General features: G+C 55.0%; 18 protein-coding genes and 1 riboswitch. Of the genes, 2 read left to right on the top strand and 16 right to left on the bottom strand.

Annotation, left to right across the window (positions count from 1 at the left end):
• Positions 1-55 precede the first annotated feature (55 nt).
• The 8 genes from ABEV74_RS12100 to ABEV74_RS12065 form a co-directional block, all read right to left on the bottom strand.
• Positions 56-1,513 (bottom strand): MDR family MFS transporter, encoded by a 1,458-nt coding sequence (locus ABEV74_RS12100; protein WP_430146305.1) that lies wholly within the window; start codon positions 1,511-1,513, stop codon positions 56-58.
• A gap of 156 nt (positions 1,514-1,669) precedes the next feature.
• Entirely contained in the window at positions 1,670-2,449 is a 780-nt protein-coding gene (locus ABEV74_RS12095) for a squalene/phytoene synthase family protein (RefSeq protein ID WP_430146303.1), read from the bottom strand.
• Between the two features lie 116 nt (positions 2,450-2,565).
• A complete protein-coding gene (locus tag ABEV74_RS12090) occupies positions 2,566-3,171 on the bottom strand; it encodes a YqaA family protein (RefSeq protein WP_062493106.1) in 606 nt (201 codons plus the stop codon).
• 143 nt (positions 3,172-3,314) lie between these two features.
• Positions 3,315-3,878, bottom strand: a complete 564-nt coding sequence (locus ABEV74_RS12085; RefSeq protein WP_430146301.1) for a YhcN/YlaJ family sporulation lipoprotein — start codon at positions 3,876-3,878, stop codon at positions 3,315-3,317.
• A 65-nt stretch (positions 3,879-3,943) separates the two neighbouring features.
• Complete coding sequence (spoVAE, locus tag ABEV74_RS12080) at positions 3,944-4,294, bottom strand: stage V sporulation protein AE (RefSeq protein ID WP_213529146.1); 351 nt, start codon at positions 4,292-4,294, stop codon at positions 3,944-3,946.
• Between the two features lies 1 nt (position 4,295).
• Positions 4,296-5,309, bottom strand: coding sequence for a stage V sporulation protein AD (spoVAD, locus tag ABEV74_RS12075; RefSeq protein WP_430146299.1), 1,014 nt, complete (start codon positions 5,307-5,309; stop codon positions 4,296-4,298).
• Between the two features lie 2 nt (positions 5,310-5,311).
• Complete coding sequence (gene spoVAC, locus ABEV74_RS12070) at positions 5,312-5,791, bottom strand: stage V sporulation protein AC (protein WP_430146297.1); 480 nt, start codon at positions 5,789-5,791, stop codon at positions 5,312-5,314.
• A gap of 24 nt (positions 5,792-5,815) precedes the next feature.
• Positions 5,816-6,676 (bottom strand): DUF421 domain-containing protein, encoded by an 861-nt coding sequence (locus ABEV74_RS12065; protein ID WP_430146336.1) that lies wholly within the window; start codon positions 6,674-6,676, stop codon positions 5,816-5,818.
• A gap of 409 nt (positions 6,677-7,085) precedes the next feature.
• Here ABEV74_RS12065 and ABEV74_RS12060 point away from each other — a divergent pair, with 409 nt between their 5' ends.
• The gene (locus ABEV74_RS12060; protein ID WP_062493113.1) at positions 7,086-7,292 is read left to right on the top strand and encodes a DUF1657 domain-containing protein; all 207 of its coding nucleotides are present in this window, start codon (positions 7,086-7,088) and stop codon (positions 7,290-7,292) included.
• 60 nt (positions 7,293-7,352) lie between these two features.
• On the opposite strand, the gene nrdF is transcribed toward ABEV74_RS12060, so the two are convergent.
• From nrdF to ABEV74_RS12030, 6 genes are all read right to left on the bottom strand, one after another.
• Complete coding sequence (nrdF, locus tag ABEV74_RS12055; RefSeq protein WP_062493114.1) at positions 7,353-8,312, bottom strand: class 1b ribonucleoside-diphosphate reductase subunit beta; 960 nt, start codon at positions 8,310-8,312, stop codon at positions 7,353-7,355.
• A 22-nt stretch (positions 8,313-8,334) separates the two neighbouring features.
• Positions 8,335-10,419: a class 1b ribonucleoside-diphosphate reductase subunit alpha gene (nrdE, locus tag ABEV74_RS12050; protein ID WP_062493115.1), complete on the bottom strand. Its 2,085-nt coding sequence runs from the start codon at positions 10,417-10,419 to the stop codon at positions 8,335-8,337.
• Positions 10,406-10,765, bottom strand: coding sequence for a class Ib ribonucleoside-diphosphate reductase assembly flavoprotein NrdI (nrdI, locus tag ABEV74_RS12045; RefSeq protein ID WP_062496874.1), 360 nt, complete (start codon positions 10,763-10,765; stop codon positions 10,406-10,408). Before nrdI ends, nrdE begins: the two co-directional genes overlap by 14 nt.
• A gap of 151 nt (positions 10,766-10,916) precedes the next feature.
• Positions 10,917-11,120, bottom strand: a riboswitch (cobalamin riboswitch).
• 131 nt (positions 11,121-11,251) lie between these two features.
• On the bottom strand, positions 11,252-12,133 hold the full coding sequence (locus ABEV74_RS12040; RefSeq protein WP_488168583.1) for a formylglycine-generating enzyme family protein: 882 nt from the start codon (positions 12,131-12,133) through the stop codon (positions 11,252-11,254).
• A gap of 118 nt (positions 12,134-12,251) precedes the next feature.
• Positions 12,252-12,791 carry a chromate transporter gene (locus ABEV74_RS12035; RefSeq protein ID WP_062493116.1) on the bottom strand — a complete coding sequence of 180 codons (540 nt, stop codon included), beginning with the start codon at positions 12,789-12,791 and terminating at the stop codon, positions 12,252-12,254.
• Between the two features lie 13 nt (positions 12,792-12,804).
• Positions 12,805-13,419: a chromate transporter gene (locus ABEV74_RS12030; RefSeq protein ID WP_430146294.1), complete on the bottom strand. Its 615-nt coding sequence runs from the start codon at positions 13,417-13,419 to the stop codon at positions 12,805-12,807.
• Between the two features lie 327 nt (positions 13,420-13,746).
• Here ABEV74_RS12030 and ABEV74_RS12025 point away from each other — a divergent pair, with 327 nt between their 5' ends.
• Positions 13,747-14,949 carry an ROK family protein gene (locus ABEV74_RS12025; protein WP_082655226.1) on the top strand — a complete coding sequence of 401 codons (1,203 nt, stop codon included), beginning with the start codon at positions 13,747-13,749 and terminating at the stop codon, positions 14,947-14,949.
• 69 nt (positions 14,950-15,018) lie between these two features.
• Here ABEV74_RS12025 and ABEV74_RS12020 read toward each other — a convergent pair whose 3' ends face one another.
• Together ABEV74_RS12020 and ABEV74_RS12015 are read right to left on the bottom strand one after the other, a co-directional pair.
• Complete coding sequence (locus tag ABEV74_RS12020; protein ID WP_430146292.1) at positions 15,019-15,891, bottom strand: phytanoyl-CoA dioxygenase family protein; 873 nt, start codon at positions 15,889-15,891, stop codon at positions 15,019-15,021.
• 101 nt (positions 15,892-15,992) lie between these two features.
• Complete coding sequence (locus tag ABEV74_RS12015; protein WP_430146290.1) at positions 15,993-16,865, bottom strand: AraC family transcriptional regulator; 873 nt, start codon at positions 16,863-16,865, stop codon at positions 15,993-15,995.
• Between the last annotated feature and the right edge of the window lie 11 nt (positions 16,866-16,876).

Raw genomic sequence — 16,876 nt, 5'->3', positions numbered from 1 at the left:
TCTCCCGAACCTTCGCTGGAAAGTTCTGGAGAGCCGCTCCGGCTTTGCATGATGATTACGGTTGGGGCGCTTTCGCGCGGCGGATGAAGAGAGCGAGAACGAACGCGGCGACGGCAAAGATCAGACCGACGAAGAAGGAAGTGTGGATTCCGGCATTCAGGGCGTTAGCCGCTTCGGCCGGCGACGTCGGATCGGAAGAGCCGGCCAGATAGTCTTTCGTTCCCGCAGACATGATGCTGATAAAGAAGGCGACGCCGATCGCGCCGGACACTTGCTGCAGCGTGTTGAGAATCGCCGTTCCGTGCGGATAATATTTCGGCGGCAGCTGATTGAGTCCGTTCGTTTGGGCCGGCATCATAATCATCGACAACCCGACGCTCATCAGGCAGTGCAGCAATATGATCGTGGACGTCGGCGTCGTCAAGGTGATGCGGGTAAAGAGCCACATGACAACGATCAGTACGATCGTGCCCGGGATAACGAGCGCCCGGGGGCCGAACCGGTCGAACAACTTGCCCGTAACAGGCGACAGCAAACCGTTGAGCGCGCCGCCGGGCAGCATGACAAGACCGGCAGCGAAGGCCGTCATCATCATGCCTTGCTGCAGCAGAATCGGCAGCAGCATCATCGTAGAGAACAGCGCCATCATCACGATGATGATCAGAACGGTCGACAAGGTAAACATCGGCGACTTGAACGCGCGCATATCAAGCATCGGGCTTTTCGATTTCAGCTGCCGCCAAATAAACAGCAGCAGGGCGACCGAGCCGACGATCAGCGACAGGTAGACTTGCGGGCTTGACCAGCCGCCATGTTCTTCGCCGGCATTGCTGAAACCGAATACGATACCCCCGAATCCGAGCGTGGACAGGACGACCGATAATATGTCAACCTTCGGTTTCGTCACCTCGGTCACATTTTTCAGAAAGATGAACGAAAACACGACCGAGAAAATCGCGAAAGGCAGCACAAGCAAAAACAGCCAGCGCCAGTTGAGCGAATCGAGAATGAGACCGGAGAGCGTCGGACCGATTGTCGGCGCAAACATGATGACAAGCCCGATGCTGCCCATCGCAGCCCCCCGCTTCTCCGGCGGGTACAGAACCAGTATCGTATTCATCATGACCGGAAGCATCAGTCCGGCGCTGAACGCCTGAATGAGCCGTCCGATCAGCAGCACCGGAAACGCCGGGGCGACGCTGCAAACGAGTGTGCCGATCGTGAACAGCACCATCGCGCCGATAAACATTTGCCTCGTCGTAAACCATTGAACGAGCAGCGCGGACACCGGGATCAGAATGCCGACAACGAGCATATATCCCGTAGACAGCCACTGAATGGTCGAGTACGAAACATTCAGATCGATCGTGAGATCGACGAACGCGATATTGAGCAGCGTTTCGTTCAAGATGGAGAAGAAAGCGCCGATAACGAGCGAGATCAATATCGGCAGACGTTTGACATTGCCCAAATCTTTTGCCTGCGGACTCGCAGCCGCAGTTGCCGTATTCAAGATGGTTCACCCTCCCTTAATGATGGCATTTATATATCTGCGCCATCTGCTCTCTCATCAATACTGACTTATTATAATGAAAAGAGCGGGAGATTGACAAGCTGATAAAATGAAAAACAGCCGCGCTTCGGAAGCAGCGGCTTGCATTCCCTCGGATTAACGGATCTGGCTCACGATCTTCATAACGGCATCCCTTGACAGCTTGCTTCCTCCCGCAGACAGCAGCTTCGTTGTCGCGTGCGCGAGCGCCAACGGAATTTTGCAAAATTTCAGGGCCGGACCTTGCTTCAAATCCGCAATATAATCGTCGGCAATTTTTAAATTTCGCTTCGTATATTGAAGCATGTCCTTGAATTCCCATCCTTTCGGAAAGAAATCTACGCCCCGGTCCAGATCTTCCGCCCTGTTCCGCAAAATATTGACGGCTTGCAGACCTCTCCCGAAGGCGATCGCCTTATTCCGGTCAGTCTTCGTCCCGTCAAACCAGAGCCATAGCTCGGACAGCATCTCGCCGACCATGCCCGCCACGCTGTAGGTATAACGGTCCAAATCGCTTTCCGTCCGGATGATCCACTGCCGTTCGGCCCAATCGGCCATCTGGTCGGCCATCATGGCCGTATAGCGAAATACCGTCGGCGCGATCGAGACCGGGCACAGCGCCGCCCATTCATGGAGCCGCAGCGTGACCTCGGGCAGCTTGTCACGGTACGGCGCGAACAATGTTTCCGTTTCTGCGGCCAGATTATTCGACCGGAATGCGGCATCAACGCCCCGCAGCAGCTTCACTTTCAACGGCTCGGACAGCTCCGGATGATCCTCGATTTCGTCGATGGCTCTCATGCACAGATAGCCGGATGAAACGGCTTCCCGCAAACCGCTGACAAGTCCGCTGATCGGAATGTAGAACGTTCGGCTCGTTTTTTGCAACATCGTCATGGCATCGTTCAGGATGACGTTCGAAATGGTACTCCCTCCATCATATCAACTTCTACGAATATGTTATATGATACCATAGGTTCGAATGAACTATCTACGCCGGTATGCCGAACCGGTCAAAAGGCGGATTTGTTGGTTTCTTCCGCCGGCAGTTCGCGCTGCTTTCGTTTGGCCATTTTTTTTCTGACCAGAAAAAAAACAAGCAAAATCGGGACGCTGAAGATGAAAATGTAGAGGGAGACGTCCTTGACCATCCCTTCCGCAGCCCGGCCGTACAAATAAAACAACACGCCGATGGCGTAAAATTTCACGGCTCGGCCGAGCGCCGCGTATGCGATGAGCCGCCAAAGCGGAAAATGAAGACATCCCGACAGTATCGTAAACACTTTGAACGGAATCGGGGTAAAGGAGCCGATCATAATAGCCGCCTCCCCGTTCTTCTGAAACAGCCGGGTGGCCGAATCGATCCATTCAGGTTTAAGAAGCTTATAAAGGACGGATTTTCCGAGCAGCCGGCCGATTAGAAAGCCGAAAGGAGTGCCGAGAAGACAAGCGATATAGCCAACGGTCGCCAGCCACAATGCATTGGAAGGGGTAATCAGACTTAGCGAGACCTGGAGGAAGAAAGCCGGTACGGGGAAAATGATCGCATCGGCAAACGCGTGGATAAACATGCCCCAAGCTCCGAAATCCATTAAAATATCGATGATGTTTTGAAACATTTACAAGCTCCTATCCGGTTTCTGCGATCGAATGCATGCAGCTAGCTGTTATTCATATTGTATACGAGAAACGGGCATATTCGGTTTCAATTTTTCGCAAGAAAAACGCCCGGTGGTATTGGGCGTTTTTTAAGTGGTATTTCCTATCGCGGATTCGGGAACAGACGCTGTACGATCTCGTTAAATTCGGCGACAAATCCGGCAACCGGATGGCCTTGCTGCACGTCCTTGACGAAGTTGTTGACCCGGTCCACGAACTGCGGGTTTGTCGATACGTATACGTTTCGGATATCGGGATCGACCGCCCGCACTTTATCGGCGATCTGATCTTCGATTTCGCGCGTCAGCTTCTTTTGGTTCGGGTCGAGCGCGGCTGCGACGTATGCGTTTCGTCTCGTTACGAGCACATTGGCGGTATGGACGCCTTTAATCTTCGTAATGTTTTCCGCAGCCTTGTCGGCAATTTCGATCCGCTCTTCCGCATCGTTCGGTCCGTTATTCCACCGGTTATCATCCCCCGCGTCGCGATTCGCGCGGTAACCGTCAGTCCCCGCATTGTCCCTTGACAGGGGCTGAACCGCTCGGTTGCCGGTATTGTTCGGATTGACCGGATTTTGACCGTTAGGACGATTTGTCGCACAGCCTGCAGCCAGAAGCAAGCTTGCGATCATGAGGGCGGATGCGATCCGTGTATAGCTTCGTTTCACACATTTTCACTCCTTAGACCTGTTTTTCCTTAGTATGCCGACTTGCGCAGTTTCTATCCGTCCGGTTATCCTTTAGGCTTCACGAACAGGCTGGCCAGAAAGGAGAAAATAATGGCGGCGGAAACGCCCGCGCTCGTCACCTTGAAAATGCCGGTAATAACCCCGATCCAGCCGTTCTTCTGCAGTTCTTCCAAGGCGCCGTGGACGAGCGAATTGCCGAAGCTCGTAATCGGCACCGATGCGCCGGCGCCGGCAAATTCGACCAGCGGGTCATAGATGCCCACGCCGTCAGCTATCGCCCCGAGGACGACGAGCAGCGTCATCGTATGCGCCGGCGTCAGCTTGAACACGTCAAAGCAGATTTGACCGAACATGCATATCAATCCGCCCACGATAAATGCCCATAAATAAATCACCTTACTCCACCCCGCTTTCGATCGCGACCGCATGCGCAATGCACGGGATGCTCTCACCTTGCTGGTACGAAATCGGCGACAACAGCGCGCCCGTGGCGACGACCAGCATCCGCTTCAGCTCGCCCTTGCGCATCCGCCGCAGCAGATGGCCGTAGGTGACGACCGCCGAGCAGGCGCAGCCGCTCGCTCCGGCCTGCACCATCTGGTTTTTGTAATCGTATATCATCATGCCGCAATCCTTATATTCGGTCTGCTGAATCGGGATATTATGTTTTCGGAACAGCTCCCGGGCAATTTCATATCCGACTTTGGACAAGTCCCCCGTCACGATCAAGTCGTAATGGCCCGGCTCGATCTGAAAATCGCGAAGATGCGCTTCGATCGTATCCACTGCCGCAGGCGCCATCGCCGCTCCCATATTGAACGGATCGGTAAGCCCCATGTCGACGATGCGGCCGATCGTCGCTTTCGTCACAAAAGGCCCGTCGCCTTTATGCGATACAACGCAGGCGCCCGCTCCGGTCACGGTGTATTGCGCGGTTGGCGGCTTCTGGGAGCCGTATTCGGTCGGATAGCGGAACTGCTTCTCCGCTGTCGAGTTGTGGCTGCAGGCGCTGGCCAGCGTATATTTCGCCGACCGGGAATTGACAAGGTTGGCGGCGAGCGCCAAACTTTCCATCGAGGTCGAGCATGCCCCGAATACGCCGATATAAGGCATGGCCAGCGTCCGGGCGGCAAAGCTGGTAGTTGTAATCTGGTTGATCAGGTCGCCCCCGATAAAAAAATTGATCTGTTCCTTCGTCAGTCCCGCGTTCTCGATTGCCAGCTTGGCCGCTTCCTCGAGCAGCGTCCGCTCCGCTTTTTCCCAACTGTCCTGCCCGAGCCGCGAATCGCCATGAATAATATCGAAATCGTCGGCCAGCGGTCCGCGCCCTTCGAACGGTCCGACCACCGTCCCGACGGCCGCGATCGACGGCCTGTTCTCAAACAGCCAGCTTTGATAACCTTTCAGCATGATCAATGACCTCCGCCGGGATTGAAAATTAAGTGGCATAAGCTGACGAAAAAGGCGGCCACGACGCCGAATACGATGACCGGCCCGGCAAGTTTGAACATTTTCCCGCCGACGCCGAGCACGAGCCCTTCGCTCCGATGCTCAATCGCCGCCGACGCCATCGAGTTGGCGAAGCCGGTGACGGGAACCGCCGTACCGGCGCCGGCCCACTGAGCCATTTTGTCGTAAACGCCGAGGCTGGTTAAAATGGTGGAAATGAGAATCAGAACGGCAACCGTCGGATTGCTCGCTTCTTTCTTGTCGAATCCGCCCCAGTGTATGAACATATCCTGAATGGCCTGGCCGAGCACGCATATCGCGCCGCCGACAATAAAGGCCCGAATGCAATTAATCACAACCGGTCTCGGCGGTTCCTTCCGCTTGGCCAGGTCCTGATATTCCTGCTGCACGGGCGTGAGCTTTTTCTTCTTGTTGTTAGACATTCGCGTTTCCTCCTTATCATCGGATTACCGGTGCAATACCGGCTTCACATCGGCGATGACTTGGCGCAGCTTTTCGGCGCATTCTTCATACATCGCTTTCGCTTCCGCATTCCGCGTCGTCAGACCGAACATTTCCAGATCGGCTTCGCATTTTTTCAATGTGGCATATAATGCCGCTTTCTGCTGGGGCGCGGGAACCTTGATTTTGTCGTCAAACAGGTCGACATAAAGTTGCCCGTAAGAATCGACCTGGCCCAAATAGACGTTTTCCAGCGCTACGCCGAGCTTCTCCAGTTCCGAACGCAGCCATGCCCGATTGAGACCGATGGTCGAAAGCGGCTCGTCCAAAATTTTGCCGTCCATAATGACGGCTTGCGGCTCCTGCTCCGGCCCTACCTTGATGCCCAGATGACTGGGCGTCAGCGGCTGATTTTCTCGGGTAAGCATGACGCTTATATCGCCGCTCGGTTCCATAATGGCAAATTCGACGTCCGCGGTTTTGAACACATTTTTTTTGCGCAGCTGCTCGAGCAACTCGTCCGCGGTCAAACGCTCTTTTTTCAAATTGTCTTCCAAAATTTTGCCGTCCTTGATGAGGATTGTCGCTTTGCCGTCAATAAAATCCCTGCTTTTTTTGCTTTTGATTTGCAGAAACTCGATCCCGAGCGAAATCGCGGTCCAGACGACCATGGAAATGAGGCCCAAATACCAGTTTGCCTCCAGATCCAGGGAAACATAGGCCGCAAGGCTGCCGATTGTAATCCCGGTAATGTACTCGAACAGCGAAAGCTGCGACACTTGCCGTTTCCCCAATAATTTGGTAAGGGAGAACAGGACGACAACGGCGATTAAGGTCCGCAACACAATTTCCAGCCAATTCGGCACCGCTTCGATTCCTCCTTTCAGCTCATACAATGTCGGCTTTACCAAAGGATGCGCCGATCCCGATCAGCTCAATCCCGAAATGTTTTGCCACTTCAGGAAGCCTTCTTACGGATTGGCAAAAAGTCGCCAGTATGCCGGTTCGAGCGCCCGTACAGAATAAGGATCGCTTCATTCACTCACCAAGGAACAGATTCTTGCGTTAAGGGCGGTGGAAAAATGTGGAGTAAGCTGAAAAATCGTCGAATGATGATGTCTTTGCTGGCTATCGGGGTGAGCGCCGGAGCTGGGGCGATCGTCATGTCCAACCGGCGCCGGGGAAATCACATGAACCAGAACAAATGGCCTTCACAGCTTCAACCGCTAATGAAGATGTTCCCGATGTTGCGTATGAAGTAAAGGAGGTGAAAACGTGACGGTAGCATCCGATGTGAAAACTTGCGTCGCTTCCTTGAAAAGCGCGCAGGCGAGCCTGGAACAATTCGCGCTGTCGACGCAAAATCAGGAAGCGAAGACGTTGTTTGAAAATGCTGCGCAGCAGACACAACAAATCGTGCAGCAAGTACAAAGCCGCGTACAGCAGCTGGAAAATGAAGAACCCCAATATAAAGGTTTTTAACAGTTTATCTTGAAAAAAGAACCAGCCGCGTTCGAACTAACGCGGCTGGTTCTTTTTAATTTAAAAGCGGAAATCGTCGTCGGTCAGCGGCTCGACATGAATCGTCCGGATATATCCGTTCCCTTTTTTGGAAAAGAAATCATGCTGTTTCGTGCGCGTGCTGATGCCGTTGAAGACGATCGGATTGACGTCCTCTTCCGGAAAGATCGGATCGAGTCCGAGATTCATCAGCGCCTTGTTCGCATTATAGCGGACAAACTTCTTGACTTCGTCTGTCAAGCCGACCTTGGTATACAGTTCCTCGGTATACTTTTCTTCATTCTCGTGCAGCAACGAAAGCAGGCCGCGGAACGTCTCAAGCGCTTCTTCCTGTTCGTTGGGCTCAAGCTCCGCGAACACTTCCTGAGCCAGTACGCCGACATAAAGGCCGTGAATGCTTTCGTCGCGCAAAATGAGATCGATAATTTCTCCGCTGCTTGTCATCTTCCCTTGTCCCGACAAATAAAGCGGGTAGAAAAATCCGCTGTAGAACAAGTAGCTTTCCAGCAAAACCGATGCCGCCATGGCCAAATACAGCTCTTTTTTCGAATGGATATGGCGATAATATTGCGAGATGACTTCCGCTTTGGTCTGCAGCCGGGGATTGTTCTCGACCCAGCGGAACACATTGTCGATTTCTTCGCTGGAAGCGAGCGTCGTGAAAATGCTGCTGTACGACTTGGCGTGAATCTGCTCCATCATGCCCATAAATCCGAGCACCGCCTTGCGCTGCAGCCCTTCGACATGGTCCAATATTTTCGGCATGCCGACGCCGCCCTGCACCGTATCCAGCAGCGTAAGCCCGCCCAGCACCTTCATATACAATTCCCGCTCGTCATCGTTCAGCGTCATCCACGACATTTTGTCGTCGGAAAGCGGGATCTCTTCGTCTGTCCAAAACTGCATAATATTTTGATTCCAGAACGTGATCGTAAAATCATCGTCCGGACGGTTCCAGTTGACGGCCTTGATGGCACTCATGCTCGCCCATTCCTCCTTTTCCTTACACGGAACAACTGATGCATTCTTCCACGGACAGCCGGTTCGTCCGGGTATAATAAAGCGACTTCAGACCTTTCTTGGCGGCATAAATGTAGTACCGGGCAAGCTGGCGCGTCGTCACGTCGCTGTTGACGTGCAGGACCGTCGATATTCCTTGATCGATATGAGGCTGAATTTCGGCAATCAGATCGAGCACCTTGAACTGATCCATCTGATAAGCCGACTTGTAATAAAAGAAATTGCTTTTATCCAGGTACGGCATCGGATAATAGGTCGTCGAATTGGCGTACGTCCGGGTTTCGATCTGCTCGACGATTGGCATGACACTGGACGTCGCGTTCTGGATATACGAGATGCTTTGCGTCGGCGCGATCGCCAGCCGGTAGGCATGATACAAGCCGTGGCGGCCTACCGCTTCCTTCAGCGACTTCCAGTCTTCCGGCGAAGGGATCGCAATGCCTTCGAACAGCGACTTCACCTTGTCCGTTACGGGACGGTAATCGGTCTGTTCATAACGTTCGAAATAGACGCCGGTCGCATAGTCGGAACGTTCGAACCCGTCGAAGACGATGCCGGTTTCGCGTGCGATTTCCATGCTCTTCTCCAGCGAATAATAGTTCATCATCATGAAGAAAGTGCGGACGAAATCTTTCGCTTCTTCGCTTTCATAGGCGATTTTGTTTTTGGCCAGGTAGCCATGCAGATTCATCGCGCCGAGACCGACCGAATGCAGCTCGCGGTTCGCTTTGGCAACGCCGGGCGCATTGGAAATATTCGTCATGTCGCTGACCGCCGTCAGGGCGATCATGCCTTCATGCACCGATTCCCGGATTTTCTTCTTCTCCATGACGTTGGCAATGTTCAGCGACGCCAGATTGCAGCTGATATCGCGGCGTATTGTATCGGGCTGGCCGTAATCGCCGATTTCGGACGTTTCCTGCAGCTGGAAAATTTCCGTGCACAGGTTGGACATTTTGATCGAGCCGATCCCTTTGAGCGCGTGCGCGCGGTTCGCATTGCTTTTGTTCATCATGTACGGGTAGCCGGATTCGAGCTGGGTCATGGCGATTTTGATCAGCATGTCCCGGGCGCTCATTACTTCTTTCTTGCGCACGCGATCGTCGGCGAGCAGCTTGTCGTACATTTCGTCCATGTCCATATCGTCCATATGAACGCCGTAAGCCCGGTAGACGGAATACGGGGCGAAAACGTGAAGCGGCTCGTTGTCTTCCGCCAGCTTGTAGAAGCGGTCCGGCACGATCAGCCCGATCGACAGCGTCTTGAGCCGCGATTTTTCGTCGGCGTTAATCTTTTTGCTGTCCAGAAACTCGATGACGTCCCAGCCGAAAATGTTGTAATAGGCGGCGCCGGAACCTTTGCGCTGGCCCATCTGGTCGGCATAGGAGAAGGCGTCCTCAAGCAGCTTCAGCACGGGCATAATGCCTTTGGCCGCTCCCTCGACGCCTTTGATCGGCTCGCCGCGGCCGCGCAGCTTGGACAGATTGACGGCGACGCCGCCTCCGATTTTCGACAGCTGCATGCAGGTGCTGAGACCGTAATTGATCGAATTAAGCGAGTCGTCCAGCTCCAGCAAGAAGCAGGAAACCATTTCGCCGCGCCGGCTTTTGCCCGCATTCAGGAAAGTCGGCGTCGCCGGCTGAAGCCGCTGCTCCATCATCGATACGGCCAGCCTGCGGGCGACAGCGGCGTTTCCGCGCCCGAGATACAGCGCCACGATCGCCACCCGGTCCGGATAATGCTCCAAATACAGCTCGCGGTCGTCGCTTTTCACCGCGTAATCGGTGTAAAACTTCGAGGCGGCCATGTAGGAAGGAAACTCGAACCGGTAGCTGTGCGTAGTGGCGTAAATCTCCTCCACTTCTTCAGGCGTATAGTATTGGTAGACATCCTCGTAATAATCGTTGTCGATCATGTAGCGGACCTTCTCCGCCGTGGAAGCGAAGCGGATGCTTTTGCGTTCGACCTCTTCCATAAACGCGCGAACCGCTTCCTTATCCTTCTCCAGTTGGAAGAAGCCGTCCTTGTCCCGCTGCATCAGCAAATTGTTCAGCTCAATATGACGCAACTGCGCTCACCCCTTGCATAAATCTTTCGACATCCCTGCTCGTACCGGACAGCTCGAACTTGCCAAGCACCGGGACGCCGTACATCGTCGCAATCGCGTCAGCGCTCACCGCGAAGCGCTCTCCCCAGTTTTTGTTGCCGCTTGCCGACACGCCGCGCAAGTAACGGTGGTTTTGCTTCAGAAAAGACTGGACCTTCTGCGGCACTTGACCGAAACCGGTCGTATAGGTTACAAGGACGAACGGTTCGTCCAGCGTCATCCCGTCCTCAATTTGAACGGCCGGTACGTTCAGTTTGTTAATAAATCTGCGGACATTTCCCGTCCTGGAATCGTATGCGATAAGCATGGCGGCAAGTCTCCTTTCCGAATCTGACAACAGTATGTAATCAATGAAAAAGCGCATCCGGCGATAAAAAAAGGCCGAATGCGCCTTGGCACGCAGGCAAAGCAATGCCCGGTCAGGCTCGATCCGACACTTTCCTATCCTCCGTAGGGATGTGTCCATCAACGTTCAGGCAGGTCTCCTGGCTCGGGGTCATCGCCGGCAATCCGCCTTCCCGGCTCGCGTTCAGCTTAACCAGTGGCTTTTCGGATTGCGGCTCGCCCATACAGTGGCGGGACCGCTCCGGTTTCGCACCGGATTCCCTATTAAGCTCTATCTTTGTCTTCGAAGATAGAACACCTGAACGAAACAATATGTAGTTGTCGAATTCAAATTTACCTCAATATATTGTAGCTGTCAAGCTGAACCTGACCCGATTTGCGGAACGCAAAATAGAATAGCCCGCTCGATCCAAGCGGGCTCTGCCATTTCGCTTATTTCTATCAATTTTTATTCGCTTGCGACGATGCGGAAGCCGATGTTGCCCGACGAGCTGTCCGGCGTGTTCGAGCTTCGGGCCGCCACCCGGTAGCGGTTGCAATAAGACCGGTGGCACAAATAAGATCCGCCGCGCATCGATCTTCGGCCGGTCGGACGGTCGTAAAACGGATTCACATCCGACGTTTCCCGGTGATAGCCCGGACTGAACCAGTCGGCGCACCATTCCCATACGTTGCCCGACATATTGTACAATCCGTATCCGTTGGGCTCGTAGGCGTCGACAGGCGCCGTTCCGACATAGCCGTCGCTGGCGTTGTTTTTGATCGGAAATTTGCCCTGCCAGATATTGCAGCGATGCCGCCCGTCCGGCTTGAGCAAATCGCCCCACGGGTACGTCTTGCGCTCCAGTCCGCCGCGCGCCGCGAATTCCCATTCCGCTTCGGTCGGCAGCCTGCCCCCGGCCCAGTCGCAGTACGCTTTCGCGTCGTTCCAGGAAATATGCACGACCGGATGATTCATCCGTCCGCTCAGATCCGAATCGGGCCCTTCCGGCTTGGCCCAATAGGCGCCTTCCACGACGTACCACCAGGGTACCTCTTGCGGCACCGATTGGACCCGCTTCGCGGTCTCGGGCGACACGAGCAGATGAAAGACGAACGACCAGCCGAAACGTTCCGCTTCCGTCACATATCCCGTTTCATCGACAAACCTTTTGAATTGCGCATTCGTGACGGCATAGGGCGACATGTAGAACGAATCGACCCGCACCCTCCGCACCGGGCCTTCTCCGTCCGACGGAAATCCTTCCGCCGTCTCCGTCCCCATATCGAACGTTCCGCCGGGTATGGCGACCATCTCGTGAATATCGCGCGCCTTCGCCGCTTGACGCATCTGCCGTTCGGCATGCGGCCGGTCGATGCCGGCCTCCGCCTGTTCCCGTCCGGCCGAGCAGCAACACTTTCCTTTCTCCATCTTCTACGGATTGCTCCTTTCACCGCATCGTCCCGAATCACGTGTACAAGGCGATGCCGATTAGTCCAGATATAATCATAATGGAAACGGGATGTTTGCGAAAGAACATCAGCGCGATAAGCGATCCGGCAAAAATAAGCGCCTGGCTCCACATGAAGTATGTCGAGCCTTTAAGCGCCCCTGTATTGCCGGCAAACATGATGGCCGCGTAAATAATCAGTCCGGTCACGACGGCCCGCAATCCGTAGAAGGACGATTGCACCAGCTTGTGATGACGAATGCGGTAAAGCAGCATGCCCGCCGCAATCATGATCAGGAGCGACGGCAGCACGACGGCGGCCGCGGCGACGACGGCGCCCGTCAGACCGGCCGTATCGTACCCGACGAATACGGCGATATTGGTCGCGATCGGTCCCGGGGACATGCCGGCCATCGCGACAAGATCGGTGAAGTGGCGGACGTCCATCCACTGGTACCGTTCCACGACCTCCCGCTGAATGAGCGGTACCATCGCATAGCCGCCGCCGAACGAGACGAGACCGACGATGAAGAACAGCACGAACATTTGAATAAGCATGGCTTCTCTCCGTCTATATCATATAGTCGTATACCGGTTCTTCCTTCTTTGCCGGGGGCCGATGGCGGCTGTCCGGTTTGCGGAATTTGCCGATCACGATGCCCGCCAGCGCGCCGGCTGCAATGAGCAGCGCCGGATGTATAATATTTCGGCCGAAATAAAGCAGAGCGAGCGTTATGCCGACCAGCAGCGCCGCCGGTTTGTCGACGATCGCCGTCTTCCCGATCTTGCAAGCGGCATAGACGATCAAGGCTACGACGGTTGCCCGGATCGACATAAAGGCGGCTTCGATTTTCGGATTGTCGTGCAATTGCCAGTAAAAAACCGACAGCATGATGACGACGAGGAACGTCGGCAGCAGCATGCCGGTCATGGCGGCAATCGCGCCGGCAACGCCGCCGATCCGGTAGCCGATGAGCATGGCCGAATTGATGCCGATCGCGCCCGGAAACGAACCGGCCAACCCGAAAATATCGGCCAACTCTTCCGCCGACAGCCATTTCTTTTTATCTACGACTTCCTTCTCGATTGCGGGAATCAAGGCGTATCCTCCGCCGAACGATACCGGACTCCATTTGAGAAACGAGACAAAAAGTTGTACGAGCCGATTGTCGGTATGCAGCTTCATTACGCCGCCTCCTTCTGTGGGCGCTGCTATATGTTGTACATCCATTATACCACCTTTTTGTCATTTTGAAATTATGTCTTCGTCCAATTTATATTACTTTTGCTTATACGCTTCAATTATTCCGCTTATCAATATAAATTCCAGCCATTTTGGCAACGGGACTATAGGATATTAATCCTGTTTAGGGTATCGGAATGATGTACTTTATTCTATATTGAAATTAACTTGGCGATCTTCCTGTCAAGTGGCAGCTGCTGTCAGGTTTGCGATATAATGAGGGCATTCGAATATGGCTCGACCAAATATCGGTTAAATGGGGATTCTGCAATGGAGAAGCAGCGGATGAACGAGGTGCCTTCAGCCAAAAAGCTGATTTACAACCGCATAGCGGAGCAGGGCGTCGTCTCGAAGGCGGAGCTGATGGCGGTTTTCTCTTTTACGAGCAGCACGCTTTCCCGGCTGCTGGACGAAATGGTGACGGACCGGCTGCTGCTTACGTCCGGGCTCGGACCTTCGAGCGGCGGGCGGCGGCCGATTCTTTACGAAATTAATCCGGCTTACGGTTATTTTTTCGGACTGGAAATATCGCGGCGGTATTCGGCGCTCGGCTTTTTCGATATGCGCCTCAATCCGATGTCGTTTACGCGCTGGCGCATGGACGAGGCGATGACGCCGACCCAGTTCGTCGAACATGCGGCGAACAACATCCGGTCGATTCTGAACGATCATCAGATCGAAAGACGGCAGGTTCTCGGGATCGGCGTCGGCGCCGTCGGCCCGCTGGACCGGGAGAAAGGCGTTATTCTTCGCCCGCTCAATTATCCGGCCAAAGGGTGGACGAACGTTCCGATTTGCAGCCTTCTGGAGCAAGCGACCGGCATCCCGTCCCGCCTCGAGAATGGCGCGAACACGGCGCTGATGGGCGAGCATTGGGCGATGCGCAGCGAAAATCTGCAGCATATGCTTTATGTCCACGCCGGCGTCGGCCTCCGTTCCGCGATGATGTCGAACGGACGGATCGTCCACGGATCGCTCGATATGGAAGGCTCCATCGGCCAGATGATCATTCAGACGGACGGACCGCGTCTTCATGACAGCGGCAATTACGGAGCGCTGGAAGCGTTCGTATCCGTTCAGGCGCTGGAGAAGCAGGCGCGCTCGCACGCCAAGATGGGCCGGGACGAGCTGCTTAGCGCCTACAACGTCACGCCCGAACAGATCAATTACGATCTGCTGCTTCGCGCATTGTCGCACGGAAACGTCTATGTCAGCGAGCTGTTCCTGCAGTCGGCCGCCTATTTCGGCATCGGGCTGGCGAATCTGATCAATATGTTCCACCCCGAAAAAATTATTTTGGGCGGCGCGCTCCTGAACTCGCACGAACAGTTTTATGATACCGCGATTCGGATTGCCCGGAACAACACGTACTATTACCCCGAATATCAACCGTCCTTTTCCAAAGGCGTTTTGCAGGAGGACGCCGTGGCGACCGGCGCGGCGCTCATGATGCGGAATGCGCTGGCGATTTAGCTTAATGTCAAAAAGCTTGTCTCCGCCGCCGCCGCAGCGACAAGGAGACAAGCTTAAGGATGCGCCTGACTATACCCGATGAAGCTTCGCTTCGGACGACTGTTGCTTCGCGTCCCTCCACATCGTCCGCCATGTCCCGACGTCCGTTAACACCGTATCCGGCCGGACGCGGCTTCTTGCGACAAAGGAAGGGTGGCCGTCCCTGCCGGAACGCGCTCCCGTCTTGTGATAACGGAGATCGATCGACCAGCGCACGATGCCGGAGCGGTTCGGAATGCCTCTGTGCGGCGTATATTTGTTCATGATGACGACCCCGCCCTTGCGGCATTCCGCCAGAACCGGCTCGACGTCCGGCAGCAGCTCGGGAACGATCGTCGTTCCGCCCGACGCCTGGTGCCGCAGATACCCTTGCTTGAACACGCCGGGCATCAGCTCCATGCAGCCGGTATCCGCCGTCGCGTCGACGAGCGGCACCCAGAATGTAATGATGTCCGACGCTTCGGAATCTTCCGACGTCACGGCGCAATCCTGATGCCAGGGCACGTTCTCGAACGCGTTCGCCGAGGGCTTCCACGGCAGCTTGGCGCGGACATGCTGGATCGGATTGCAGCTCAGCTCACTGCCGAGCAAACATTCGGCCAGATCGAGCAGACTGTCGCTGCTCATAAAACGAAATATTTGCTCCCCCAGATAATCGGAAATATCGAAGCCCCGGCCGATCTCGGCGCATTGTTCGTACAAGAGCGCATAGCGCCGTTCGAACGGCTCGTCCTCGTACAGATTCGCCAATTTTCCTTCGGCGTGAAGCATCCGGCTTCTTCTGTCGATTTCCTGCGCCAGCTCGTTCATAACCGGCTTAAGCTCGTCATGCGGGATCGCGTCTTCGACGATCAGATAGCCTTCCGTCTGATAGCGGATAATTTGGTCAACCGTCAGTTTCATGGCCTTGCCTTCCTCCCCTTTGCGGCCGGTTCGCCGTATTTGCCCCCATTGTAACAGGGCGTGCCCGCAGCCAGAAGGGAGGATCATGCGGTAAATGCGGACTATTTTATCCGATATGAGGCAGGCGGCCGTCCGCGATGCCTGCGAAAGACGCGGGCGAAGTAGGAAGCGTCCGTATAACCGAGCATGTCGGATATGGCATAGACGGGCAGATCGGTATACAGCAGCAGCTTCTCGGCTTCGGCCATGCGCAGCGATTGCAAATACGCCATCGGCGCCATGCCGGTATGCTCCTTGAAAACGCGGCACAAGTAGTTCGGAGACCAATGAACGAGCTGCGCCAGCCGCTCCAGCGTCAAGGCGTCGGCAAGATGGGCGCGCATATAGCCTTTCAGCAAGTCGACTTCCTTCCCGCCCCGCACGCCTGCATGTTCATGCCGATCCGCGCGGCCGATCTGCCATACCGTTTCCTCGATCCGGAGCAGCAGGTCCGCAACCATAAGCGACATATGCTCGTCCGACATCATATACCGGCTCGCCGGATCGAGCAGTCTGCGATACCCTTCGAGCAGAAACGGCCGATAGCGGTCGGGCACGCGGATCGGGCCGTTCCGGATCGTTTCGGGAAACGCAATGCCCCGCTTCTCCTCCAGCCAGTCGAAGAAGTTCGCCGCCTCCGGCTCGTCGTCCTCGTTCCGGAGCAGGAACGTGCATTCCAGATTGTCCAGCGGCTGCTGCTCGCTGCCGACAAATTGATGCCATTCGTTCGGATTAATAATATAGAGCAATCCTTCCGAAGCTTCGGATTCACGGCCGTTGACGACGAAGCGGCCCGCCCCTCCGGCAATGTACATCAGATGAAAAACCGGATGCCGGTGAAGCGGCGCGATCATCCCTTTCCGGCCGGTCTGCCTGTCGGTCGAAATATGGTCGATGCGAAGCTGCTGACCGCGCATGACGATCCGTAAACTCATAGCGCCTTATC

The organism is Paenibacillus cisolokensis (genome assembly GCF_050481165.1).
Lineage (GTDB): Bacteria > Bacillota > Bacilli > Paenibacillales > Paenibacillaceae > Paenibacillus_AH > Paenibacillus_AH cisolokensis.
The sequence above is the reverse complement of the archived record's forward strand: the minus strand, read 5'-3'. Positions and strand labels throughout refer to the sequence as shown.

Excerpts from the sequence above, each read along its gene's own strand:
- ABEV74_RS12095 (WP_430146303.1), bottom strand. The coding sequence starts at position 2,449 with ATGACGATGTTGCAAAAAACGAGCCGAACGTTCTACATTCCGATCAGC.
- ABEV74_RS12090 (WP_062493106.1), bottom strand. The coding sequence starts at position 3,171 with ATGTTTCAAAACATCATCGATATTTTAATGGATTTCGGAGCTTGGGGC.
- spoVAD (WP_430146299.1), bottom strand. The coding sequence starts at position 5,309 with ATGCTGAAAGGTTATCAAAGCTGGCTGTTTGAGAACAGGCCGTCGATC.
- spoVAC (WP_430146297.1), bottom strand. The coding sequence starts at position 5,791 with ATGTCTAACAACAAGAAGAAAAAGCTCACGCCCGTGCAGCAGGAATAT.
- nrdF (WP_062493114.1), bottom strand. The coding sequence starts at position 8,312 with ATGAGTGCCATCAAGGCCGTCAACTGGAACCGTCCGGACGATGATTTT.
- nrdI (WP_062496874.1), bottom strand. The coding sequence starts at position 10,765 with ATGCTTATCGCATACGATTCCAGGACGGGAAATGTCCGCAGATTTATT.
- ABEV74_RS12040 (WP_488168583.1), bottom strand. The coding sequence starts at position 12,133 with ATGCGTCAAGCGGCGAAGGCGCGCGATATTCACGAGATGGTCGCCATA.
- ABEV74_RS12035 (WP_062493116.1), bottom strand. The coding sequence starts at position 12,791 with ATGCTTATTCAAATGTTCGTGCTGTTCTTCATCGTCGGTCTCGTCTCG.
- ABEV74_RS12030 (WP_430146294.1), bottom strand. The coding sequence starts at position 13,419 with ATGAAGCTGCATACCGACAATCGGCTCGTACAACTTTTTGTCTCGTTT.
- ABEV74_RS12025 (WP_082655226.1), top strand. The coding sequence starts at position 13,747 with ATGGAGAAGCAGCGGATGAACGAGGTGCCTTCAGCCAAAAAGCTGATT.
- ABEV74_RS12020 (WP_430146292.1), bottom strand. The coding sequence starts at position 15,891 with ATGAAACTGACGGTTGACCAAATTATCCGCTATCAGACGGAAGGCTAT.
- ABEV74_RS12015 (WP_430146290.1), bottom strand. The coding sequence starts at position 16,865 with ATGAGTTTACGGATCGTCATGCGCGGTCAGCAGCTTCGCATCGACCAT.